The following is a 23930-nucleotide window of genomic DNA, read 5'->3' on the forward strand; positions in this document are numbered from 1 at the left end:
TTAAGATTTGTCGTAATTAAATCCTGATTATATGCACCAACGATTCACGTTTATTCTTTTGTTGTTATCCTTCTCCGCATTTGCGCAGACGCCCCCATTCCCCCGGAACGGGCTGAAGCTGAAATGGGAGGTGAAGGAGAACGGTTTTATGGGGGAAGCCAAAACATTATCTGTTTTTACCCTTACCAACACCACCAAAAAGGCGTTTCCAGCCACGGGGTGGACGATTTATTACAATTTTATCCGCTTCACGACGCCGCTCAGAACGGAAACCAGTCCCGCAGTGGTGCCCGGCCATATAAACGGGCATCTTTACACCCTGAAGCCCACATCGGCTTTCAAAGGGCTGGCGCCGGGAGATTCCATCCAGATCAGCATCGAATCCGGTGCCTGGGTGACCAATATCACGGACGCACCGGACGGGCCGTACATCGTTTGGGATGATGCGCCCGCCAAAGGGTACGCCATTGCGGATTATACCGTGGTGCCTTCCACGCAGGACAAACAGCTCCGCCGCCAGGCGAACGACACGCAAGTGCGCACATCGCTGGAAGACATCTACAAACGCAACAGCGTGATCAGGGATATCCCGGAGGATCAGCTGCCGCGTATATTCCCGACACCGGAAAGCGCCAATAATACCAGCGGCGCTTTTACGCTGGATGCGCGGGATGTGATCGCCTATCATCCTGAATTTAAACAGGAAGCAGCCTACCTCGCCGCCATACTCACGGAGGCATTGGGTAAACCGGTGAAGACGGCCGAAGGCTCTGAGGGTTCTGTGGTGTTGGGAAAACTGCTGAAAAAAGAAAAGACCGCGCCTGATTCATACACGCTGAATGTGAACAACGATAAGGTGGCTTTGTACGGAACGAGTGCCGGAGAAGTGTTTTACGCCATCCAAAGTTTCCGCCAGCTGCTGAAAACACCGGAAAACGGCGTTATCACAATCGCGGGCATTGACGTGAAAGACAAACCCCGCTTCGGTTACCGCGCATTTATGATAGACGTTTCGCGCAACTTCCAGACCAAGGCTGAAATACTCCGCATACTGGATGTACTGGCCCTTTACAAACTCAATGTGCTGCACCTGCACATGAGCGACGACGAAGGCTGGCGCATCGAAATACCCGGCCTCCCCGAGCTGACGGAAGTAGGCGGCCGCCGCGGCCATTCAGTGGATGAGCTGGAGATGATCCAGCCTTCCTACGGTTCCGGCCCGGATGTAAACAATACCACCGGCACCGGCTGGTACACCAAAGCAGACTACATCGAGATCTTACGGTATGCCAAAACAAGGCACATTAAAGTGATCCCTGAAGTGGAAATGCCGGGCCACGCCCGCGCCGCCATCAAAGCCATGGACGCGCGTTATGCAAAATTCATGAAAGCCGGGAACGCCCAGGCTGCCAATGAATACCGCCTCAGCGACCCGGACGACAAAAGCCAGTACCGCTCCGTACAGGAATGGAAAGACAATGTGATCAACGTGGGCCTGCCTTCCACCTACAAATTCATTGAAAAAGTAACGGATGAGCTGGTGGCCATGCACAAAGAGGCCGGCGCCCCGCTGGACATCATCCATATGGGCGGCGACGAAACGCCGGCCGGCGTATGGGAGCGCTCTCCCGTATGTCAGCGCCTGCTGGATTCCAGCGAAACGCTGCATACCGTGGACGACCTATGGCCTTATTTTTACGATAAAGTAGCACAGATCGTGAATAAACGCGGCTTACAGCTGTACGGCTGGGAAGAAGCAGGCATGCGCAGGACAAAAAGGGACGGCCGCGACGTAATGATCGTAAACCCGGATTTTGGCCCCCGCAACTTTATGGTGGACGTTTGGAACAACGTAATGGGCGGCGGCATGGAAGATCTTTCCTACCGCCTGGCAAACGGGGGCTACAAAGTAGTACTCTCCGGCGTGTCCAATTATTACTTCGACATGGCTTATCTGCGCGATTATTATGAGCCCGGTTTTTATTGGGGAGGATATGTGGATCTGGATAAACCCTTCTATTTCATTCCTTTGGACCTTTATAAGAACTCCAAAGAAGACGGTGCGGGCAATCCGCTGCCGGCCTCCACATTCGTCGGGAAAGACCGCCTGACCGAATATGGCGCCGGGAATATCACCGGTATCCAGTCCGCGCTATGGGCTGAAACGCTGAAAAGCCCCCAGGCCCTGGAATACCTGTTGCTGCCCAAACTACTGGGCATGGCGGAGCGCGCCTGGGCAAAAGACCCCGAATGGACCAAAGACGAGGCCGGATACAACGAAGCGTGGAGCATTTTCGCCAATGTGACCGGGAAAAAGGAGCTGCCGCGCCTCGCAAAGCTGAACGGCGGGTATAATTACCGGATCCCCACGGCGGGCGTGGGCCTGGCAGACGGGAAAGTTTTGGCCAACGTACAACTTCCGGGGCTGGTGATCCGTTATACAGTTGACGGAAAGGAACCGGACGCCAAAAGTGCCGTGTATTCGGCGCCGATAGCGCAAAAAGGGACCATCCGTTTCAGGGTTTTTGATCAGCAGGGACGGGGAGGGAGAACCGTGACAGTACAACACTGATACCTATTTTGAATCGTCATACAGAAAGGGAAGGGTACTAAACGGCAGCGTTTGGCCTTCCCTTTCTTTTTGTCCCCGCAGTTAATTGGTTAAAAATTTGTATTGTTGCTGAGATCAAAAGAAATGTTGAAGGGGTTAGGAAAAATAATATTCATCACCCTAAGCTGTTACCTGACACTGTGTTGCCTGCCACAGAGAGCCTCTGCGCAAAAAAAAGATACCATACCCGCGCAGGGTAAAAAGTGGTTTTCAAAGCTGAATACCTATGTAGACTCCCTGAAGAGCCGTCGTTACCGGGACTCCGTTTTATTCAAGATCTCCCGTCACAACGACCCTCCGCCTTCAACGGACGATAGTAGCATGACCAGGAGCGAACAGGGCTTTTTGCCGTACAGCGGCAAAGCGATCCGTCGTATCCATTACCGTAAAGTGGCCACCTTCGGCCCCCGCAACATCAACGACACCACCTTTTCCACCAGTATGCGGCTGATCCATATCGCCAACCGCCTGCATTTCGACTCCCAGGAATGGGTGATCCGCCAGAACCTCTTTTTCCGGGAAAAAGATACCATCAACGCCTACGAACTCGCTGATAACGAACGTTACCTGCGTAACCGCCCCTTTATACAGGATGCCCGTATCCACGCCATACAAACCGCCTGGCCCGATTCCGTGGACATTCTCGTGGTGACCAAGGACGTATTTGAGTATGGGGTGGACCTCCGGAAACTCACCGCTACCTCCGCGGCCGCCAAAGTGAGCAACAATAACCTGTTTGGCGCCGGGCAGGGCGCCCAGTTCGGTTTCCGCTGGGACAAAGACTATACCCGCCCCTGGGGTACGGAAGCCCAGTATACCAAATACAACCTGTTGGGCAGTTTTATGGACGTAGCCGTGGGATACTCCGAGCTGAACCCCGGCATGCCGCTGGATACCGGCGTATACGAAAGCTCCGTATACCTCAGGCTGGAACGCCCGCTCTACCGTACATCCGCCAAAGTAGCCGGAGGGCTCACCCTGGCCAAGAACTATTCCGTGAACATATGGGACTACCCGGACAGCACATACCGCGATTACATGTATAAACTGTTCGACGGCTGGATCGGTTACAACTTCCGTAACCGCTTCGGCTCCGATGGACATATGGACAACTTACCCAATATGGCGCTGCTTTTCCGGTATTCGAACATCGCTTTTGATAAACGGCCGGACCAGGAGATCTACGTGGACGATCCGATTTACAACAACAGGCACTATTACCTCGGGCAGTTCAAGCTGTTCAAACAGGACTTCTTTAAAGCGCATCATTTCTTCGGCTTCGGGCGTACGGAGGATATTCCCTATGGCTACAACGCCAGTCTTTCCATGGGCTGGGAGAACTGGGTGGGCAGAAAACGTTTTTACACGGCGCTGGAAGGACAGAAGTTCTGGCATACACGGCTGAACGGCCTGCTGAGCCTCTCGGCGGGCATTGGCAGTTTCTGGCAGGCTGGCGTGTCCGAAGACATGGTGATCCATGCCAATGCCAGCTACTACAGCAAACTGATGGCTGTGGGAGGGAAAGGCCACCTCCGCCAGTTCCTCACGCTCGACTATCTCGGCAACCCGAACAATTACTTTTATCGCCCGCTGAACATCAATATGGAACAGGGCATATGGGGTTTCAAACGGTCGCTCATCAATGGTTTTCACCGCCTGGTGGGCCGTTCTGAAACGGTCTATTACAGCCCATGGAAATTATACGGTTTTAAGTTCAATTTCTTCGGCTCCATCGAAGCCGCTCAGCTTTCACACGAAAAGAGCTATATGCTTGAGAATCCGGTTTACACAGGGTTTGGGCTGGGTGTACGGATCAGGAACGAAAACCTTTCCCTCAATACGCTCAAAGCAGGGGTGTACTATTACCCGAGAACGCCGGACCGTGTGCCGGGGCTGTTTTTTGAGCTGACCACGGTTACAGACCTCCGCTTCGACATTTACGGCCTTAAGGCGCCATCTTTCCTCAATTTCTGGTAAAATTGCCCCGCCACCAGGTACAAACCTCATATTCCGGGGCATTTTCATCATTACGCCGCGGGGTATGATATCTGCGGCCCCTTTTGTATTTTGATGCGCTTAAAACCGAATAAATTCCATGCTACGTTACCTTTTAACATCCCTTTTATTGTGCTGCTGCCTGTTTGCCGGAGCGCAGATCCGCCTTCCAGCTGTAATTGCGGACAATATGGTGCTCCAGCAGAACGATTCCGTAATGCTCTGGGGCTGGGCCGGCCCCGGTGAAAAGATCAGGGTCACCACCTCCTGGAATGGCCGGGTGGATTCAGTAGTGACCACACGCGATGCCAAATGGCAGCTGAAAGTAAAAACACCGGCCGCCGGCGGTCCTTACGATATCACATTGCGGGGCAATACCACCGTGAAACTGCAGAACGTACTGATCGGTGAAGTATGGGTGTGCAGCGGGCAAAGCAACATGGAATGGTCCGCCAATCACGGGCTGAAACAAATGGCCGCGGAGATGCCCATCTGCGCGGATGCCAACATCCGTTTTTTCCACGTGCCTAAAACCACCGCCACTTATCCGCAGGACGATGCAAAAGCCAGCTGGACCGCCTGCGATTCCAATAATCTGAAGCGTTTCAGCGCGGTAGCATACTTTTTTGGCAAAAAACTGAGGAAAGACCTGAACGTGCCCATCGGGCTGATCAATACCAGCTGGGGTGGTACGCCCGCCGAAGTGTGGACGCCCGCACAGGAAGTGACTTCACAGCCCGCCCTCGTGGAAGCGGCCGGCAAACTGACGCCCAGCAATGGCTGGCCTAACCAGCCGGGGTACACCTACAACGCCATGATCGCGCCTTTTATCCAATACAGCATTGCCGGGGCCATCTGGTACCAGGGCGAAAGCAACGCCGGTACCGCGTCAACCTATGATCAGCTGATGAGGACCATGATCGGTTCCTGGCGCAAAGCCTGGGGACGGGAGTTCCCCTTTTATTTTGTACAGATCGCGCCGTACAACTATGGCAAAGAAACCATCAAAGGCGCCCTGCTCCGCGAAGCGCAAACTGTTACCAGCGCCTATGGGCATACCGGCATGATCGTGATCACGGACCTGGTGAACGATACGGCGAACATCCACCCGCAGAATAAACAGGATGTAGGTATCCGCCTGGCCAACTGGGCTATGGGCGATCATTACAGCAAAACCGGCATCGCGTATAAAAGCCCCATGTACGACAAAATGGAGCAACGCAACGGCAAGATCGTTGTATATTTTAAAAACGCGGAGAACGGCCTGAAAGTAAACGGCGGCAAACCCACCCAGTTTTACATCGCCGGGGCGGACAAACAATTCTGGCCCGCGGATGTAAAGATCGAAGGCAATACGGCCATTGTGTCCGCCAAAGCGGTAAAACAGCCGGAAGCGGTACGTTTTTCGTTCACAAACACGGGTATCGGCAACGTTTTCAGTAAAGAAGGCCTGCCGGTAGGCCCCTTCCGTACGGACAACTGGCAGGAAAAATAAACATACAGCCCAAACGGACTGAACAAAGCAATTTAACCGGCGTTGATTAAGAAGTCAACGCCGGTTTTTTATGAAATCTATCCTCACCATATGCCTGCTTTTGTCCGTTACTGCATACGCACAGCAGCCGCAGCAAACGCGACAAACTTTCCTCCGCAGCCTGCTGCAAAAGATGACGCTGGAAGAAAAGATCGGGCAGCTGAACCTGCTCACCAGCGACATGGACGTTACGGGCCCGTTCATGAAAGAAAATTATAAACAGGACATTCTCAGCGGCGCATGCGGCGCCATCTTCAACGCATATACCCCGCAGTACACCCGCATGCTCCAGGACATGGCGCTGAAAACAAGGCTGAAGATCCCGCTGTTATTCGGCTATGATGTGATACACGGCCACAAGACCATTTTTCCCATTCCCCTTGGTGAAGCCTGTACCTGGGATCTTGGGCAGATGGAAAGAAGCGCGAGGATCGCGGCGGAAGAAGCCAGCGCCGACGGGCTTCACTGGACCTATTCCCCGATGGTGGACATTGCCCGTGATCCACGCTGGGGCCGCGTTGCGGAAGGCGTAGGGGAAGATACCTGGCTGGGCGTGCAGATCGCCAAAGCGAAAGTACGCGGCTACCAGGGCACCGATCTTTCAGCACCCAATACCGTGCTGGCCTGCGTGAAACACTTCGCGCTGTATGGCGCCATTGAAGCGGGCAGGGATTATAATACGGTGGATATGAGCCGCCGGCAGATGTACCAGTTTTACCTCCCCCCGTATAAAGCCGCCGTAGACGCGGGTGTGGCCACGGTAATGACTTCTTTTAATGAAATAGACGGCATCCCGGCCACCGGTAATAAATGGCTGCTGACGGACCTGCTGCGCAAAGAATGGGGCTTTAAAGGTTTTGTGGTAACGGATTATACCTCCATCAATGAAATGATCAATCACGGCATTGTGAAAGATGAATACGAAGCCGGCGAGCTGGCGCTGAAAGCCGGTGTGGATATGGATATGCAGGGCAGCGTTTATGCCACGCAGCTGAAGAAACTGGTAGCGGATAAAAAGATCAGCATACAGACGATCGACCAGGCAGTGTACCGCGTACTGGAAGCGAAATATAAACTGGGCCTGTTCAAAGACCCTTACCGCTACAGCGATTCCGTGAAAGCAAAAGAGGTGATCATGAGCCCGGAAAAACTGAAAGCCGCGAGGGAAATATCGCAGCGTTCGATCGTGTTGTTAAAAAACGAAGGCGGTCTTTTACCCATCAAAGCACAGGGAAACGTAGCGCTGATAGGTCCTTTGGGAGATTCGCAGAGAGATATGATCGGCAACTGGTCCGCCGCGGGGGATTTTAAAAAGGCCGTTACCCTGCTGCAAGGCTTGAAAGCAAAAAACATCAACGTCACCTATGCGCAGGGCGCGAATGTGACGGACGACAGTGTGTTGCTCGCCAAACTAAATATCCCCGGGGGAAATGCGGCAGCCATGGAAAAAGAAGCGCTGGACCTGGCGCAACGTTCGGACCTGGTGATACTCGCGCTGGGAGAAAGCCAGGGCATGAGCGGCGAAGCCGCCAGCCGTTCCGATATCGGCATCCCCGCCAGCCAGAAACGGCTGATGGAAGCAGTTTTGCGCACCGGCAAACCGGTTGTGCTCGTGCTGATGAACGGCCGCCCGCTCACGCTGGAATGGGAGGATAAACACGTGCCCGCCATCCTCGAAACATGGTTCCTCGGCACCGAAGCCGGCAACGCCATCGCAGACGTACTCCTGGGCGAATACAACCCTTCCGGCAAGCTCACCATGAGTTTCCCCCGCAATACCGGCCAGATACCCATCTATTACAATCATAAACATACCGGCCGCCCCCTGGACCCGAATAACAAATACACTTCCAAATACCTGGACGTAAGCAACGAACCGCTTTATCCCTTCGGGTACGGACTGAGTTACACAACATTCACATATGGCGATATCCGCGTCAGCAAAAAGACCATCCGCCCCGCAGAGAAGCTGCAGGTGACCATAACGGTTACCAACGAAGGTAATTTCGACGGCGAAGAAGTAGTACAGCTCTACCTGCGCGACGTAACCGCCAGTGTAAACCGCCCGATGAAGGAACTGAAAGGGTTCCAGAAGATATTCCTCAAAAAAGGCGCAAAACAGGATGTAACGTTCACCATCAGCACCGAAGACCTGAAATTCTACGACCGCAATATGCAATACACCTGGGAGCCGGGCGAGTTCAGGGTGCAGGTGGGGCCAAACAGCCGGGACGTGAAAGAAGCCGCCTTTATCGTGACCAAATAAACATCTCAAAAATGCGTTTGCATCGCTTTTATTCTAAATATAACCATTAATTCCTAAGTAGTTTTTCAATCACCTCGTATAACTTGCCGCCTCTTAATCCAAACCCATTTAAATCAATCCCTGTAATTAACGATTCATCCACCAATTTTAGCCCTATGATATCAGAAGCCACTATTTCAGAGTTACTGTTTACCAAAATATATCCAGGTATCGCAGATAACAAGAACAATTGTTTAGAAATATTATCAATATCAATTGCATTGTTCCATTTTGAATCTATTTCAGATAATGCCTTTTTCCATGCTTTACGATTCGGGTCAATAGATATGCTTAAAATATTAAAACCCTTCTGATTAAAGGTAGAATATGCCTTTTTGAGTTCAGGCACATCTTCGCGGCATGGCACACACCAGTAAGCCCAAAAATCAATCAAAGTATATCGCGACCCTGCGATGATCTTCCTGACTGATTTTTTTTCCCCGTTTGGCAGCTCAACCATAAAATCAGGTATCTGCTTCCCCACTTTATATTCAGATTGAAGTTCCAGCATTCTTATCTGTTGTTTCAACCTGATGCCACTATAGCTTATTTGTACAGAAGATGTCAATTCATTAAATAATTCACGTTTTTGACTCGCATTTAGCCTCAAATTATTATAAATCAGTAAAGGAGCAGCTTTGGAGTAGTTAACCTTCGAAATATAATCTATTGAATTGGTCAATGCAATATTTGTTAACTCCTGAAGTTTCTCAGGATCGTAATTCGGCTTGGAAACCAGTTCCTCTATTGCACTCTCATGTTTCCTCCGTTCTCTGTGGTAGTTTTCATAAACGTTGGTCGAAGGCGAAGTGGTTTTTACTTTTTCCGGCCAGCTTGCAAAATCACCTGAGATATCTATTATGGAGGTATCAAGAATAAGCATCATCCAGTCTTTGCTATTGACAGAGTCTAATTCTGCCCGAATGAATACATATTCTCCATTGGGGTCCAAATCACTATTAAACTCTATTCTGCCAGATTTTGAACTGACTACCTGAACTGTGTCTTCTACATTCTCTTTTGTCACCCGCGTTAGGTAAAAATTCTTACCATCGGGCAAATTATTGAATTTCCCAACTATTTTACCGCCAGAAATTTGCTGCGAAAAAACATCTCCATGCAACATTACAAAACCAATAACCAAAAACCAAAACCTGCCTCCCATGTTAGAAAATTTACAAGACATATGTGTATAAATAATATTCTTTCTTATGAAAACGTTTGTAACTACTAAATCTCTCTACCTATTTGTTCTTTAAGAAGTACCCCATAGTAACTATTCCTGGCGGGAGATGACAAATTCTGATAAGATGATTTCCACGCAGGACGAGGCCACCATTGCATAATTAATTCAGGAGTATAAAGTGAGGTTGGATGTAGAATAATCCATTCCAGTGTTTCTTTCTGGTATGTAACAACTGCCTTCTGATAAATCTGTGTAGCTAGAAATACATCTAAGGAATCTCTTCCTACCAATATCTTTGAATGCCGTTCCCATTCAAATACATCCGATTTCCCTGTGATTCTTTTCATCAACATTTCATATCTCTTATATTCACATGAAAAAGGCGCCTGAATATTATTCTGAAAATCATTATATTCTTCGTGCACCTTGGAGCCCGAAACTAAAACGTTAGGCCATTTTACTAGCTCTCCCGTTATCTTGATAGCTGATTCCCTATCAACTATTACCCTAAGTTTAGCAGGAAAAGTATCTATCTGAATATCCACCGGAGTTCCTGGAAGAGAATCAATACCACTAAATATATATTCCCCATTCTTGAAAACTCCCGCTGCTCGTTCCCCTTTAACATTAAAGAAATAGACCGAAATCCCATTCTTTAACCCAGATAGCTGAATTGTTATGTGATATTCATTACTACTCTGCGAAAAAGCGCTGCAAACCGAAAAGATGAGCGAACCTACTATTACAATAATTTTATAAAGCATGCCAATATTCATTCCTGACCAAAATAATATCAATAAAAATTATTGCTTTAATAAACTTGCGATTTCAGCGTCCACATCCCCTTCCTGTAGAGTACCATTAAATACGCGCATTTTGCCTTCCTTGTCAAGCAAAATCATTTGCGGAACGAATGTAAATCCATATGTATCAAATATTCTACGCCATTCCGCCGATTCAGACTTCCACTCGTTCCGATTTTTCCCACCTATCATTACTATCGGCCATTCTGTTTTTATACGTTTTTCTATTTTCCTTACAGTATTTAAATCCTCTAAAGGATCAACATTTACAGAAACAACTTCGAAGCCCGAATTTTTGTATTTATCATATGCACTTTTTATTACCGGCATTCTAGCTATGCAGGAAGAACAATATATATTCCAGAAATCAAGCAGTACTACTTTTCCTCTGTAATTTTCAAGATTTATATGTTGCCCATTAATCGACTCTCCTTCAAATTTTAACGGATTTTTTTCTAAATCCAACAATGCCAGTTTTTGCTGGGCCCACTTCCTAACACTTGCATGCGGATCATTAAGATATGGTCTCACAAATCGTCTTAAATCTTCAAAACTTAAATCAAAATTGTTTACCCCAAGAAATAATACATCTACATTTAAAAGTGCGATCGAACATTTATCATCATTTTCAAGAATGGACAATATTGCCTCAAATTTCCGCCCTATTGTATTTAAGAATTGTTCTGTATTTTCCCTATAAACCTTGTTTTTCGAAAGCGAAAGTTCCATCTGAAGCTCCCTGGTGAGATAGTTCGCTTTCTCATCGCGAGGTATTGACGATGAACTCAAAACACTTTCTCGCACCTTTGTCATATTTACCTTCCAAAAATAAATTAAATCAAAATCGACCGGAGTTGAATTGTATTCACCTCTCAGCGATATCTCAGCTCCACTCTCTATATCTTTCCAAAAATTCAATTCATACGAATTGAGCATTTTGGCCCATTTATATTTTCTCTGGTCATCGGGGAAATTCGTCCAAAAGGAAAGCCCCTCATTTAAGTATTGCCTGAAATAAATCTCTTTATTCCTTATCTTCTTACGCGGCTCTATATCATTCATCTCAATATTCCATATTGCTGAATCTATATCCGACAAACATTGCCACGCACTATCGGCAGACAGTACTTTATTGGCTTTCAATCCTGTGGCAGCTGCTGTAACAAGGGGGGTACTTAAAATAGTATTGCTGGTGTTGTTATGTGGATCGGAGTGATATCCCCCATCTGCCTGCGCGGAAGTCGATTGTTTGTTGGCACCAAAGGCCAATACAAAAACAGACAGAAATACTCTGTGGGATTTTTTTAACATACACATGATTTAAGGCCTATCAAATATTTTGTTTCATAGATATACCGTCTGAAAGGAAAAGGACAAGACGTTATAAAATTGACGTAGCAAAAAAATCTTATCAACTAGATAGCATATCCCTACCTGGTTGATAAAATCAGTAAATGCATAAGTCAATCTTCTATCTAGGACGCAGATAAACTAAAAAAGGGGGAAAAATAACAAAAAAATAAAATAATACAATTGGTAACGATATAATTATATATATAAAATATAATAAATTTCAAAGTAACTGTTGATTGATTTTTAATAGAATCCGGCAGCACATACCTACACAGATATTTCCTGTATAAGCATATGCTGACGGAGGGCATTCCACTTCACAAATCCGTAAACAACAATAGCTTACTGATCCAACCTAAACCTTATCGGCAGATTAAAATACACCGCCACCGATCTCCCATTTTGCTTCCCCGGCTTCCAGGCCGGCATCTTCCTCACCACCCTCAACGCCTCTTCCTCCAGTCCCGCACCCTTTTTTGCCCCCACTACTTCCACATCCCGTATCTCCCCGGTAGAGCCCACCACGAATTTGATAAATACCGTGCCTTCCACGCCTGTTTCAGAGGCTACCGTAGGATAATGGATATTCTTGTTCAGGAACTTCGTAAGCGCTGCTTCTCCGCCCGGAAATTCGGGCATAATTTCCACGAAAGACAACGGACCTTCGGGTTTAGGTTCTGTCTTCGGTACATCTATCACGCCTGTGCCGGGAGCACCGCCGTCCAGCAAACCGCCATCCACACCATTCACATCCCCGTCCGCAGTCTTCAGCCCGATAGACACCGCCTGCAATTCACTGTTCTTTTTTAGTTCATCTTCCGGTTTTACCTGCTCATCAGGCGCTACCGTGAAAGTCGGATGTTCGATCGTCGGCAAACTTGCGGCGGGCGGTTCCACGCGCGCGGGAGGCGGCGGTGTTACCAGCGGCTTTTCGATATCTACATCGATCGGCGTTATCGGTGTTACCTCCACCAGCGGTTTGTCCACCGGCTTACCAGCTTTTAATCTTGTACTAACGCTATACCCCCCGATGATCAATAACACAATCCCTCCCATGCCCATAACGGCGTTGCGTACACGTTTATCATACTTGCGGCGCAAGTCATAAGCGCCATAGGATTTGTTCCTGTCATTAAAAAGAATGTCAAGAAAATCCTGTTTGGTGAGTTTGGTTGTTTCCATGGCAGTTTGTTTAACAGGAAGATGCCGGGGCATTTATTTTCCATAAAGGGTAGAATAAACCGTTGAACCTTTTTATCTCAGGATTGTTCTTTACTAGTATCACCGGCTTTAAAACTGAATTTTCTATCCGTATGAGATGCTGGCTCCCCTACATAACCATGCGTAAAACCTTGCTGACTGTGGCACTCCTGCTGACCGTCAAGGCCCTTTCCGCCCAACAGGACACAACTTCCGGTAATTATGTTTTTTCCCTTGAAGAATGCATAAAATATGCGCTCAGCAACCAGAATAACGTGGTGAACGCCCGCCTCAGCAGGCAGTCCAGCCTGGAAAGGATCAGGGAATACAGGGGCCGCCTGCTCCCGCATGTGACCGTCACCGGCAACTTTACGGACAACCTGAAACTGCAAACTTCCCTCATCCCGGATATCGCCGGCAACCCGGACAACAAAATACCTGTCCAGTTCGGCACCAAATTTTCTTCCGCCCTCACCGGCGAAGCCACCCAGACACTCTTCAACAGCGACTATTTCCTCGGCCTGCGCGCCGCCAAAGTATATGACGAACTCTCCGTGCGCGACCTTCAGCGCACCGCCATCGATACCCGTGTGCAGGTAAGCGTGGCTTATTTCGATGTGCTCGTAGCCCTGGAAAGCATCCGCATCGTGGATGCCAACCTCGCGCAGTTCGGCAAAACCCTCAAAGATACCAAAGCCCGATACGAAGAAGGCGTAACGGAAAGGATCGATGTGGACCGCATCCAGGCAAGTTTTAACAGCGTGGAAACCGAACGCGCCAACCTCGAGCGGACCAAAGGTTATGCCTATGATCTGCTGAAATTCAGCATGGGACTGCCCCTCAACGCAAAACTCGATATAAAGGAAACTGTCAATGACTTTACCAGCGTGGCGCTGCCTGACAGTATGAACTACAGCGTGCTGGACCGGCCTGAATATGCTATGCAGCGCGTGCAGGTAGAGCTCAACCGGCTGAGCCTGAAAAGTAAAAAACTGGAATTCCTCCCTACCCTCAACGCTTTTGTGAACTACGGCTTCAACTGGTTCGGCGGGGAATTTTCCGAGCTGTATAAAACCGGCTTCGGCGCATCTGCTTTAGGGCTCCGGCTTTCCTGGCCCATATTCGCCGGCACGGAAAGGATCTACCAGGCACGGCAATACGCTATCACCCTGCAACAATCCCAAAACGACCTGAGCTACCTGGACCAGCAGATAAAACTACAGGTACGGGATGCCTGGACGCAGTTCAAAAACAACTACGCGTCTTACCTCACCCAGCAAAAGAACATAGAGCTGACGCAGGGTGTGTACGACCGCGTGGTACTAAAATACGAACAGGGCGTTTCCACCAGCCTCGACGTAATATCGGCAGACAACAATCTCAAACTAGCGCAGAACGAATATATCACCGCCCTGATCAATGCCCTCATCAGCAAAGTGAAGCTGGATCAGGCGATGGGCAAGATCAAAGTGGAATAAATCAATGGTTATGCAACGCACCCGCACAACTTATTTAATGCTGATCCCCCTGCTGGCTATGGCCTGCAAGGGAAAACAGCAACAGGCAGGAGGCCCTATGCCACGCCCCGGTGTAACCGTATACGAAGTGAAACCCACCGAATATGTGGTCACCGAAAGTTTCCCCGCCTCGCTTATCGGCAATGTAATTGTAGATATACGGTCGGACGTGACCGGCTACCTCGAGGCCATCCATACCAAAGACGGTAGTACCGTTAAAAAAGGGCAGATACTGTATGAAGTGGACAAAAGCCGTAGCCAGGCCACCTACGACCAGGCAGAGGCTTCCGTGCTGCAGGCCGAAGCGGATCTTGCACAAAAGAAACAGGACTACCAGCGTTACGCCAACCTGCTAAAGGCAGACGCCATCAGCCGCCAGACCGTAGACCAGGCGCTCACCGCCGTTAAAACCTCCGAAGCCATCCTCGCCGCCGCCAAAGCCTCCCGCGCAAGAACGGGAACGGACATCAGCCATTCCGTGCTCCGCGCCCCGCAGGACGGAAAGATCGGCATCGCGGCGCTGCGCATCGGCGACCTGGTGACTGCCGGCTCCACCACCATCAATACCCTTGTGAACGAAGATCCGATCTTCGCGGACATCGATATCCCGCAGGCCCGCTACGGCGAGTTTGCTGGGAACACAAAAAAAGATTCGGCGGGGATCAAATATTTTATTGCTTTCCCCGATGGCAGCGTTTATCCACAGGAGGGAAAAGTGCTGCTCATCAATAACCTGGTTGATCCGAAAACGGGTACCCTGCGCGTTCGCCTTACTTTTCCCAATAAAGGGGAAACGCTCAAATCGGGCATGACGGCTTTGGTACAGATACGTTACCACACGCCTAACCAGATCGCCATACCGGCAAAAGCCATTGTAGAGCTGCTGGGCGAAGTGAAAGCGTATACGGTGGACCAACACAACGTGGTGCAGGCCGTTCCTATCCAGAAAGGGCCTATCGTAGACAGTCTCATGATTATCCATACCGGCCTCAAGTCCGGGCAGCGAATAGTGGTGGATGGCATTCAGAAAGTAAAACCAGGCGATACCGTGAATGTAAAATAAAGGCACATGATCTCTAAAACGTTCATAGAAAGGAAAAATACCACGATCGTGATCGCCATTATCCTGGTGATCGTAGGGCTCATATGCATGGTGAACCTCCCGGTGGCCCAGCTGCCGGACATTGCGCCGCCTACTGTGTCCGTTACGGCCAGCTACATCGGTGCAAACTCCACCACGGTAGAAGAAACGGTAACCACTCCCATCGAAAACCAGGTGAACGGTACGCCCGGCGCCATGTACTTACAGTCCGTCAGTGCAAACGACGGCTCCATGAGCATCACCGTTACTTTCGAAATAGGCACCAATCCTGATATCTCCACACTGGACGTACAAAACCGTGTGAGCCTCGCGCTTCCCGCCGTGCCGGACGATGTGCGCAGGGTGGGCGTTACCACCAAAAAACGCTCGAACGATATGCTGATGGTGCTGGCGCTGAACAGCCCCGGCGGCACGCACGACAAGGCTTTCCTGGAAAACTATCTCAACATTTACCTCAAACCGGAAATAGCGCGTATCCACGGCATCGGCGACGTCACCGCCTTTGCAAACGACTACAGCATGCGCATCTGGCTGGACCCGGATAAAATGGCCAACCTGAGCATCTCCACCGCGGACGTGGCCAGGGCCATCCAGGAACAAAATACACAGGCGCCCGCCGGTATCATCGGTGCGCCGCCCGCCAATAAAAACCAGGCTTTTGAATATACCGTAAAAGTAAAAGGCCGACTGCTCACCTCGGAAGAATTCGGGGACATTATCGTAACCACCAACCCGCAAACGGGCTCGCTGGTACGCCTGAAAGACATTTCCCGCCAGGAGCTTGGCTCCTTCAGCTACGCCATAGACGTACGCGCGGACGGTAAACCCGGCACCGGGATGGCCATTTACCTCTCTCCCGGCGCCAACGCGCTGGACGTGGCGGAACGCGTGGAGACGAGGATGAAACAGCTGGAAAAAACATTCCCGCCGGATATCAACTGGCTCATTCCTTTCGAAACGGTGTCTTTCGTAAAGATCTCCATCAACGAAGTAATACATACATTCCTGGAAGCGCTGGCCCTCGTGGTGCTGGTAGTATACATCTTCCTGCAAAGCTGGCGGGCCACGCTGGTGCCCGTGCTGGTAATTCCCGTTTCTCTGATCGGCACATTCATCTTCTTTACACTGCTGGGCTTTTCCATCAATACCCTTACGCTTTTCGGTTTTGTACTGGCCATCGGTATCGTGGTGGATGACGCCATTGTGGTGGTGGAGGCCGTCCAGCATCATATAGACGTAAACGGCATGACCCCGCTGGATGCCACCTATCGCGCCATGCACGAAGTGCAGGCGCCGGTGATCGCCATCGGCCTGATATTGGCCGCGGTATTTGTACCGGTGGCATTTATACCCGGCGTGAGCGGGAAGCTGTACCAGCAGTTCGCCCTGACCATCGCATTTTCCGTAATATTATCCGCCTTCCTGGCGCTTACGCTTACCCCCGCGCTTTGCGCCATTATGCTGAAACCATCGCAGCTGAATGAAAAATCAAGGGGACTGAATGCACTGCATTACCGTTTCAACAAATGGTTTGGCCGGTTCACCGAAAGATATACGCATGGCGTACGCAGGGCTATCAAACAAACTGCTTTTATACTGATCTTGCTGGGCATTCTTTTCGGCGCGGCCTTTTTCCTTTTCAAAAAAGTACCCACCACCTTCGTGCCGCAGGAAGACATGGGCGCGCTGTTCCTCGCGCTCGAACTGCCTGACGCATCCGCTTCCGTCCGCACAAGGGAAGTGGCAGAAAGGGTAAATAAGATATTATCCGAAGATCCCGCTGTGGCGCATTACATGGGCGTAGCCGGTATCAACTTCGTGGCGGGTGCAAACAAACCGAACTCCGCCACCTGGTTCGTCAACCTCAAGCCATGGGACGAAAGATACGAGAACGGGCAAAACATGAACGTGGTGATCGGCCGCCTGCAAGGCAAACTCTCCCAGATCACAGAAGCCACTGTGCTGGCGCTGCCCTCTCCCACATTGCGCGGGATGGGTACCTCCTCCGGTTTCTCGTATGTACTGGAACAGCGGACCGGCAACGATATCGCGGAATTCAACAAAGTGCTCCGCGATGTGCTGATAGCCGCTAACCAGCGACCGGAAATAGCGCAGGCCTACGCCTTCTTCAGCTCTACCACCCCGGAATACAACGTGGAAGTGGACCGTGACCGCTGCAAGCAGCTTGGCGTGGCCGTGAATGATGTATTCAGCGCGTTGCAGACTTTCCTCGGCGGCTTGTATGTAAACGACTTTACCCGCTTCGGGCGCAGCTTCCGTGTGGTGTTACAGGCCGATACCAGTTACCGGAAAACTATTAACCAGTTGCAATTCTATTACGTGCGAAACCTGAACGGCGACATGGTGCCGCTCAGCAGCCTGATCAAACATAAACTGGGAGCGGGTGCGCCAGTGATCAACCACTTCAATCTTTACCGCTCCGTGGAGATCAGCGGCACCAGCAAACCCGGCTACAGCAGCGGCGATGCTATCAAAGCCATGGAAGAAGTCTCCGCAAAGGTTTTGCCCGCCAATTTCAGTTATGACTGGAGCAATATCTCCCGCCAGGAAATTGAAGCCGGCAACAAAAGCATGCTGATCTTCATGCTGTCTATTTTATTCGTATTCCTTCTCCTTACCGCCCTATACGAAAGTTGGTCTGTCCCATTTTCCGTACTGCTGGCAGTTCCGGTAGCCTTGTTCGGGTCCATCCTGGCGTTGTGGCTTACCGGGCAGGCTAACAGTGTGTATTCCCAGATCGGTCTTATTACGCTGATCGGCCTCTCCGCCAAAAACGCGATCCTGATCGTGGAGTTCTGTAAAGAGCGGGTGGACAAGGGCATGCCTTTGATTCAAGCCACGCTGGAAGCGGTAGCGTTACGTTTCAGGCCTATCCTGATGACGTCTTTCGCGTTTATTCTCGGCGTGTTACCATTAGTATTTGCACATGGGGCCGGTGCGGCTTCGCGTGTGAATATCGGGTTTACCGTGGTGGGGGGAATGCTGGCGGCCACTGTGCTCGCCATCTTCTCCGTACCGGTACTGTACGTACTGATCACAAGACTGGCGTATGGTAAAAAGAAACTGGCGCAGCTGGAAGAAGAAGGGAAAAACCGCCCGCCTGAAGAAAGCTCACTCCATTAAGCTTGTCACTTTAAATACTGTTTTGATGTTGCCGGGATCATTCCCGGCAACTTTTTTTGGACATATCCCATCCGGCAGCTGTCAGGCCACTGATGGAATATTAACCGGATTAACTCCTGATCAAGTCCACCTCATCTCCACCTCAGGTCCGCCTTGCCTATACCTCTCCTATAGGCACCATATAGGTTTCCGATATTTACGGGGTATTTCTGAGGCAAAAGGCAAAATACCATCATATCCGGACTTCCTGTGCAACCGGCCTGAACTTTTACATTACACATTTCTATAGCCGGTCAATTCCGTTCCTCTGCATTTTCCCTGTCCCAGCCGGCATCGCGTATCATCATGTTCGTATAGGCATCCGCCTGTATCAGCTTTTGCAGTTCCTCGATCCTTTCTCTCATGACGTTTACATACTGTTTATCGTCGCGGTAGGCGGACAGGCCTTTTAAAGAACGCTCGTCGAAGCGGCGGAACATACGCGCGGCACGCTGGCTCTGGTAAGCCCTTCTGCCCAGCATCTCCAGCACATCGGAAGCCATGCGCAGCGAGGTATCCACCGTTTCGCGGTATATGCGGAGCACACCGTCGTTCATCAGGTCAAAGGCATCGTTGTTATCGGTCGCTCTTACCAGCATTTGCAGGTGAGGGTAATTCTTTTTGACGGTGGCTACCACTTCCCTGTTTTTTTCCGGCGTGGCCATCGCTATGACGATCACACGGGCCTGTTCCGCCCCGGCGGATTTGAGCATATCTGTGCGGGAGGCGTCTCCGTAATATACTTTCAGGCCCATTTTGCGCAGCAGGTCCACCCTGTCCGAATCGAGATCAAGCACGGTGGTCTTTACACCGCTGGCGCGCAGGAAACGGCCTACAACGGTGCCGAAATGATCGAAGCCGGCAATGATCACCGGGTTGCGTTCGTCCATCTGGTCCGGTTCTCTATCTGCCTGGTCCGCGGCGCTGCCCAGGCGGGGCTGTATCCATTTTTCAAACACCAGCATCAGCAGGGGCGTAAGCGCCATGGTAATGGCCACGACCGCCATCATAGTGCTTACGATATCCTTTTCAAGAAGCGCCGCGCCTCCGGCAAAAGAAAACAGCACAAAAGCAAATTCACCCACCTGCGGCAACGCGAAGGAGAACAGCAGGTTCTGCTCCCGGCTCAAGCGGAATATTTTGCCAAGCCCCAGCAACACCGCAAATTTCAAGGTCATAATGCCCGCTACCAGCCCGGTAATGAGCATAGGGTGTTCCACAATAAGATTAAAATCGATCGTGGCCCCCACTCCTATAAAAAAAAGCCCCAGCAACAGCCCTTTAAAAGGCTCTATATCGCTTTCCAGCTCATGACGGTATTCGCTATTGGCCAGCACCACACCGCCGAGAAATGCGCCCAAAGCAGGGCTTAAACCCACAAGTGTCATCAGCACGGCAATGGCCACCACCAGCAGCAGGGCCGAGGCGGTGAACAATTCTCTCAGCCTTGTGCGCGCCACGATATGCAGTATCGGTTTTACCACGTACCGCCCGCCGATCACCAGGCCCGTTACCGCGCCCAATACGATCAGCGTTCTTGCCCAGGCCGGCTGGCCGGCTATCAGCGAAGTAGTTTCCTCCGACACTGCCGCGCCCTGCGGCGCCAGCAGCGGGAAAATAGCCAGCATCGGGATCACCGCGATATCCTGGAAAAGCAGCACCGAAAACGCGCTCTGCCCCGCCGCCGAGCCCATTTGCCCTTTTTCGCCCAGCATCTGCAAAACGATAGCCGTAGAAGATAAAGACAAGATCATCCCGATCACCAGCGCCTGGTTCCAGGGCAAACCGAAGAGTATAGCCAGCCCCGTGATGACCAGTGCCGTAACGGTCACCTGCAAACCGCCCAGGCCGAGGATCGGCGCGCGGAGTTTCCATAACAGCGACGGCTCCAGCTCAAGACCAATGAGGAACAACATCATCACCACCCCGAATTCCGCGAAATGCATCAGGTCTTCCCCGCCATGGCCTATCAAACCCAATATGGCCGGCCCGATGATGATGCCGCCGATCAGGTAGCCCAGCACGGAGCCAAGGTTCAGTTTTTTGGCCAGCGGTACAAATACCACCATGGTGGCAAGGTAGACCAGTGCCTGGTAGAAAAAGGATTCGTTCGTCATGAGAGCCCGGGTTTATTTGGATGCGGATGTTATTTGCGGAATGCCGGTAAGGCTGTTCAGTTCCTGTAATTGCTGCGCCCTTTGCAGGTCCAGCTGGCCGGCCTGTATGGCTTGCAGAAGTTGGGTATACCCTTGCGCGTACTGGTCCAGCTGCTGTTCGGAAAGCTGGTTGGTGCCATGCACTACGAAGGGCGGCAGGTAATGCATATGACAGAGCCTGGCGGATTGTTCGAAAGGCAGCATGAACTGTTTCACCACATGACCGTGATGCCCTTCAGGACTGTATGCCCCTTCATTGCCCCCGGTGGAGATCACCTGCAGCATGTATTTCCCCTTCAGCTCATTGCCGTCTTTGCCGTATGCCCAGCCATGCTCCAGCACGAGGTCCATCCATTGTTTAATCAATGCGGGGCCGCTGTACCAGTAAAACGGGTGCTGAAAAATGATCACATCATGCTCCTTTAATACCTTCTGTTCTGTGTCCGGATGTACGTCAAAGTCAGGGTATATTTCGTAGAGGTCGCGCAGGGTGACGCCGGGCAGCTGTTTTACTGCCCTGATTAATTTTGCATGAACGCGGGAACGTTCAAATGCCGGGTGGGCGAAGAGGACTAATACTTTCAATCTCCTGGAAATTACAAATGATGACTGAAGTTAAAGAGATTAGGCGAACCAGCCTAATGTCTCTCCCCGGTCATCATTTGTAATTGTCACCGGTATTGGCCGGTCTTATCATATCAACGCTCCTGTGCTTTCAAAGCCGGAAGCTGTATTTTATATCTGTAGCGCTTCCGCGGCCGCTTCGTCCACAAACCAATGCAGGTCCCCGTTTTCGGGGCGGATCAGTTGTGAAGGGTAACGGTCGGGATCGGTGGCGCCGTCTATCACCGCTTTCAGCGTGAGGGCTTTTCCAGCACCGGTGGCCATGAACACTACGCAGGCTGCCAGGTTGGTAACAGGTGCGGTGAGCGTGATGCGGTACATATCCTGCGCTTCCAGCCAGAAGGTTTTCACCCAGGCCTTTTTCTCCTGTACGATCGGCAGGCCGGGGAAGAGGCTCAGCGTGTGGCCGTCATCCCCCATACCCAGCAGCACCAGGTCGAAAGTATTCTCTTTCCCGTCGAAATAACGGTGGAGTGTTTTTTCGTATTCAGCAGCGGATGCTTCAGGCTCAATGTCCGTACGCATCACGTGGACGTTTTCGGGCAGGGCGCCTACCTGGTCCAGCAGTACGTCGTAGGCCATGCGGGCATTGTTGCGGGAATCCTCAAAGGGTACCGCCCTTTCATCTCCCCAGAAAAAATGCACTTTGTTCCATTCGATCATGTTCACATACGGCTCTTTGGCCAGCAGGGCATACAGCGCTTTGGGCGTGTTGCCGCCGGAAAGGGCGAAGGTGAAACGTTCCTGTTTCTGCAGCACTTCCTGGATGTACTGGCTGATAAATGCGGCCAGGTTCTCGCTCAGCTGCTGTGTATCTTTTGCAACATGTAATTCCATAAGGCGCTATTTTTTTTCCGGTGGCAGGTTGATCCAGCTGTGCCCGTCGCGGGCGATGAGCGCATCTGCGTCTTCAGGGCCCCAGGAATCCGGAACATAGTTCGGGAAGTCCTGCGGGATGCGGGTTTCCCATGTTTCGAGGATGGGCATGATCACTTTCCAGGCGGATTCCACCTGGTCCGCGCGCATGAACAGCGTGGCGTCTCCTTCCATCACATCCAGCAGCAGGGTTTCGTATGCTTCAGGCGTATGATCGTCCGAACCTTCGTAATTGAAGGTCATGTTCACAGGGTCCAGCGTCATGGTCTGCCCCGGGCGTTTCGCCTGGAAGCGGATGCGGATGTCCATTTCCGGTTGAATGCTGATGGTAAGACGGTTGCTGCGCCAGGATTCCGCGGCTTCAGACGGGAAAGCGAAAGTGGGCGCTTCCTTGAACTGGATGGTCACGTGCGTGCTCTTCTGGTGCATCAGTTTACCGGTGCGTACATAGAACGGCACGCCCTGCCAGCGCCAGTTGTCAATGAAAAACTTAACGGCTGCGTAAGTGTCCGTGTTGGACTGGGGCGTTACGCCTTTTTCTTCACGGTAACCGGTCACCTGTTTGCCTTTCATCCAGCCGGCGCCATACTGGCCACGTACAGCGGATTCGTGTACGTCTTCGCGCCTGATGGGGCGGATGGCGTTCAGCACATCCACTTTTTTATTGCGGATCTCGTTCGCATCGAAGGATACGGGCGCTTCCATGGCCACCATGCAAAGCAATTGCAGGATATGGTTCTGCACCATGTCGCGCAGGGCGCCGGAGTGTTCGTAATAACCGCCACGACCTTCCAGGCCTACGCTTTCGGCTGCGGTGATCTGTATATGATCGATATAATGACGGTTCCATACCGGTTCAAACAAAGCGTTGGCGAAACGCAGCGCCAGGATGTTCTGCACAGTTTCCTTACCCAGGTAGTGATCTATGCGGAAGATCTGTTCTTCGGCAAACAGGCCGGTGAGCAGGGCATTCAGTTCATGCGCGCTTTCCAGGTCGTGACCGAAAGGTTTTTCGATAACGATGCGGGTGGCGCTTTTGTCTTTGCAGAGATTAAGCGTGCCCAGCTCCTGTGCGATGGAAGGCACCAGCTGCGGCGCTACGGCCAGGTAAAAGATCACGTTCGGGTGTACGCCCCATTCGGTTTCCTTCTGCTGCACGTATTCCGTGATGCGCTGATAGGAAGCGATGTCGCCGGCATCCAGCTGAAGGTAGTTCACATGCTCGAAAAATTCCTTGTAGTGACCGTTCTCCTCTGCTTTACGGCGCGAGAATTTCTCGATGCCTTCCTGCAGGTGAGCACGGTAATTTTCAGAAGAATATTCCGTACGGCCGATGCCTACGATGGCAAAACGGTCGGGCATCCACTCGTCCAGGAAAAGATTGTACAGAGCAGGCGTCAGCTTCCGGTAGTTCAGGTCGCCGCTGCCTCCGAAAATGAAGAGGATGGAAGCTGGCGGGCGTTTATGATGTTGCATAAAAAAGAT

The 23930-nt window shown here is 51.0% G+C and carries 15 protein-coding genes; 7 read left to right on the top strand and 8 right to left on the bottom strand.

What is annotated here, in order from left to right; translation table 11 throughout:
* The first annotated feature begins 31 nt into the window (after positions 1-31).
* The 4 genes from EG028_RS10450 (at position 32) to bglX (ending at position 8406) form a co-directional block, all read left to right on the top strand.
* Positions 32-2572, top strand: coding sequence for a family 20 glycosylhydrolase (locus EG028_RS10450; RefSeq protein WP_120516574.1), 2541 nt, complete (start codon positions 32-34; stop codon positions 2570-2572).
* Positions 2573-2695: 123 nt separating this feature from the next.
* Positions 2696-4588 carry a BamA/TamA family outer membrane protein gene (locus EG028_RS10455; protein WP_120516573.1) on the top strand — a complete coding sequence of 631 codons (1893 nt, stop codon included), beginning with the start codon at positions 2696-2698 and terminating at the stop codon, positions 4586-4588.
* A gap of 118 nt (positions 4589-4706) precedes the next feature.
* A complete protein-coding gene (locus EG028_RS10460) occupies positions 4707-6101 on the top strand; it encodes a sialate O-acetylesterase (protein ID WP_120516572.1) in 1395 nt (464 codons plus the stop codon).
* A 70-nt stretch (positions 6102-6171) separates the two neighbouring features.
* Positions 6172-8406, top strand: a complete 2235-nt coding sequence (gene bglX, locus EG028_RS10465) for a beta-glucosidase BglX (protein WP_120516571.1) — start codon at positions 6172-6174, stop codon at positions 8404-8406.
* 46 nt (positions 8407-8452) lie between these two features.
* Here the strand turns inward: bglX and EG028_RS10470 are convergent, their stop codons facing one another.
* The 4 genes from EG028_RS10470 to EG028_RS10485 form a co-directional block, all read right to left on the bottom strand.
* Complete coding sequence (locus EG028_RS10470; protein WP_162946457.1) at positions 8453-9610, bottom strand: TlpA family protein disulfide reductase; 1158 nt, start codon at positions 9608-9610, stop codon at positions 8453-8455.
* Positions 9611-9675: 65 nt separating this feature from the next.
* The gene (locus tag EG028_RS10475) at positions 9676-10407 is read right to left on the bottom strand and encodes a DUF4369 domain-containing protein (protein ID WP_120516569.1); all 732 of its coding nucleotides are present in this window, start codon (positions 10405-10407) and stop codon (positions 9676-9678) included.
* Between the two features lie 27 nt (positions 10408-10434).
* Positions 10435-11745 (bottom strand): TlpA family protein disulfide reductase, encoded by a 1311-nt coding sequence (locus EG028_RS10480; protein WP_162946455.1) that lies wholly within the window; start codon positions 11743-11745, stop codon positions 10435-10437.
* A gap of 384 nt (positions 11746-12129) precedes the next feature.
* Positions 12130-12969, bottom strand: a complete 840-nt coding sequence (locus tag EG028_RS10485) for an energy transducer TonB (protein WP_162946454.1) — start codon at positions 12967-12969, stop codon at positions 12130-12132.
* Positions 12970-13127: 158 nt separating this feature from the next.
* Between EG028_RS10485 and EG028_RS10490 the strand changes: the two genes are divergently transcribed.
* Genes EG028_RS10490 through EG028_RS10500 form a run of 3 tightly spaced genes read left to right on the top strand, consistent with a single transcriptional unit; the run spans position 13128 to position 18750 of the window.
* Positions 13128-14465, top strand: coding sequence for a TolC family protein (locus tag EG028_RS10490; protein ID WP_221198100.1), 1338 nt, complete (start codon positions 13128-13130; stop codon positions 14463-14465).
* A gap of 10 nt (positions 14466-14475) precedes the next feature.
* Complete coding sequence (locus EG028_RS10495) at positions 14476-15567, top strand: efflux RND transporter periplasmic adaptor subunit (protein WP_162946453.1); 1092 nt, start codon at positions 14476-14478, stop codon at positions 15565-15567.
* A 6-nt stretch (positions 15568-15573) separates the two neighbouring features.
* A complete protein-coding gene (locus tag EG028_RS10500; RefSeq protein WP_120516564.1) occupies positions 15574-18750 on the top strand; it encodes an efflux RND transporter permease subunit in 3177 nt (1058 codons plus the stop codon).
* Between the two features lie 293 nt (positions 18751-19043).
* Here EG028_RS10500 and EG028_RS10505 read toward each other — a convergent pair whose 3' ends face one another.
* The 4 genes from EG028_RS10505 to zwf all read right to left on the bottom strand — a co-directional run bounded on the left by EG028_RS10505 (position 19044) and on the right by zwf (position 23921).
* A complete protein-coding gene (locus tag EG028_RS10505; protein ID WP_120516563.1) occupies positions 19044-20906 on the bottom strand; it encodes a monovalent cation:proton antiporter-2 (CPA2) family protein in 1863 nt (620 codons plus the stop codon).
* A gap of 12 nt (positions 20907-20918) precedes the next feature.
* Complete coding sequence (gene kefF, locus EG028_RS10510; RefSeq protein WP_120516562.1) at positions 20919-21530, bottom strand: glutathione-regulated potassium-efflux system oxidoreductase KefF; 612 nt, start codon at positions 21528-21530, stop codon at positions 20919-20921.
* Positions 21531-21680: 150 nt separating this feature from the next.
* Positions 21681-22406: a 6-phosphogluconolactonase gene (gene pgl / locus EG028_RS10515; RefSeq protein ID WP_120516561.1), complete on the bottom strand. Its 726-nt coding sequence runs from the start codon at positions 22404-22406 to the stop codon at positions 21681-21683.
* A 6-nt stretch (positions 22407-22412) separates the two neighbouring features.
* Positions 22413-23921, bottom strand: a complete 1509-nt coding sequence (zwf, locus tag EG028_RS10520) for a glucose-6-phosphate dehydrogenase (RefSeq protein WP_120516560.1) — start codon at positions 23919-23921, stop codon at positions 22413-22415.
* Positions 23922-23930 lie beyond the last annotated feature (9 nt).

It is taken from the genome of Chitinophaga barathri (assembly GCF_003807585.1).
Taxonomy (GTDB): domain Bacteria; phylum Bacteroidota; class Bacteroidia; order Chitinophagales; family Chitinophagaceae; genus Chitinophaga; species Chitinophaga barathri.

Excerpts from the sequence above, each read along its gene's own strand:
- EG028_RS10450 (WP_120516574.1), top strand. The coding sequence starts at position 32 with ATGCACCAACGATTCACGTTTATTCTTTTGTTGTTATCCTTCTCCGCA.
- EG028_RS10455 (WP_120516573.1), top strand. The coding sequence starts at position 2,696 with ATGTTGAAGGGGTTAGGAAAAATAATATTCATCACCCTAAGCTGTTAC.
- EG028_RS10460 (WP_120516572.1), top strand. The coding sequence starts at position 4,707 with ATGCTACGTTACCTTTTAACATCCCTTTTATTGTGCTGCTGCCTGTTT.
- bglX (WP_120516571.1), top strand. The coding sequence starts at position 6,172 with ATGAAATCTATCCTCACCATATGCCTGCTTTTGTCCGTTACTGCATAC.
- EG028_RS10470 (WP_162946457.1), bottom strand. The coding sequence starts at position 9,610 with ATGGGAGGCAGGTTTTGGTTTTTGGTTATTGGTTTTGTAATGTTGCAT.
- EG028_RS10475 (WP_120516569.1), bottom strand. The coding sequence starts at position 10,407 with ATGAATATTGGCATGCTTTATAAAATTATTGTAATAGTAGGTTCGCTC.
- EG028_RS10480 (WP_162946455.1), bottom strand. The coding sequence starts at position 11,745 with ATGTTAAAAAAATCCCACAGAGTATTTCTGTCTGTTTTTGTATTGGCC.
- EG028_RS10485 (WP_162946454.1), bottom strand. The coding sequence starts at position 12,969 with ATGGAAACAACCAAACTCACCAAACAGGATTTTCTTGACATTCTTTTT.
- EG028_RS10490 (WP_221198100.1), top strand. The coding sequence starts at position 13,128 with ATGCGTAAAACCTTGCTGACTGTGGCACTCCTGCTGACCGTCAAGGCC.
- EG028_RS10495 (WP_162946453.1), top strand. The coding sequence starts at position 14,476 with ATGCAACGCACCCGCACAACTTATTTAATGCTGATCCCCCTGCTGGCT.
- EG028_RS10500 (WP_120516564.1), top strand. The coding sequence starts at position 15,574 with ATGATCTCTAAAACGTTCATAGAAAGGAAAAATACCACGATCGTGATC.
- EG028_RS10505 (WP_120516563.1), bottom strand. The coding sequence starts at position 20,906 with ATGACGAACGAATCCTTTTTCTACCAGGCACTGGTCTACCTTGCCACC.
- pgl (WP_120516561.1), bottom strand. The coding sequence starts at position 22,406 with ATGGAATTACATGTTGCAAAAGATACACAGCAGCTGAGCGAGAACCTG.
- zwf (WP_120516560.1), bottom strand. The coding sequence starts at position 23,921 with ATGCAACATCATAAACGCCCGCCAGCTTCCATCCTCTTCATTTTCGGA.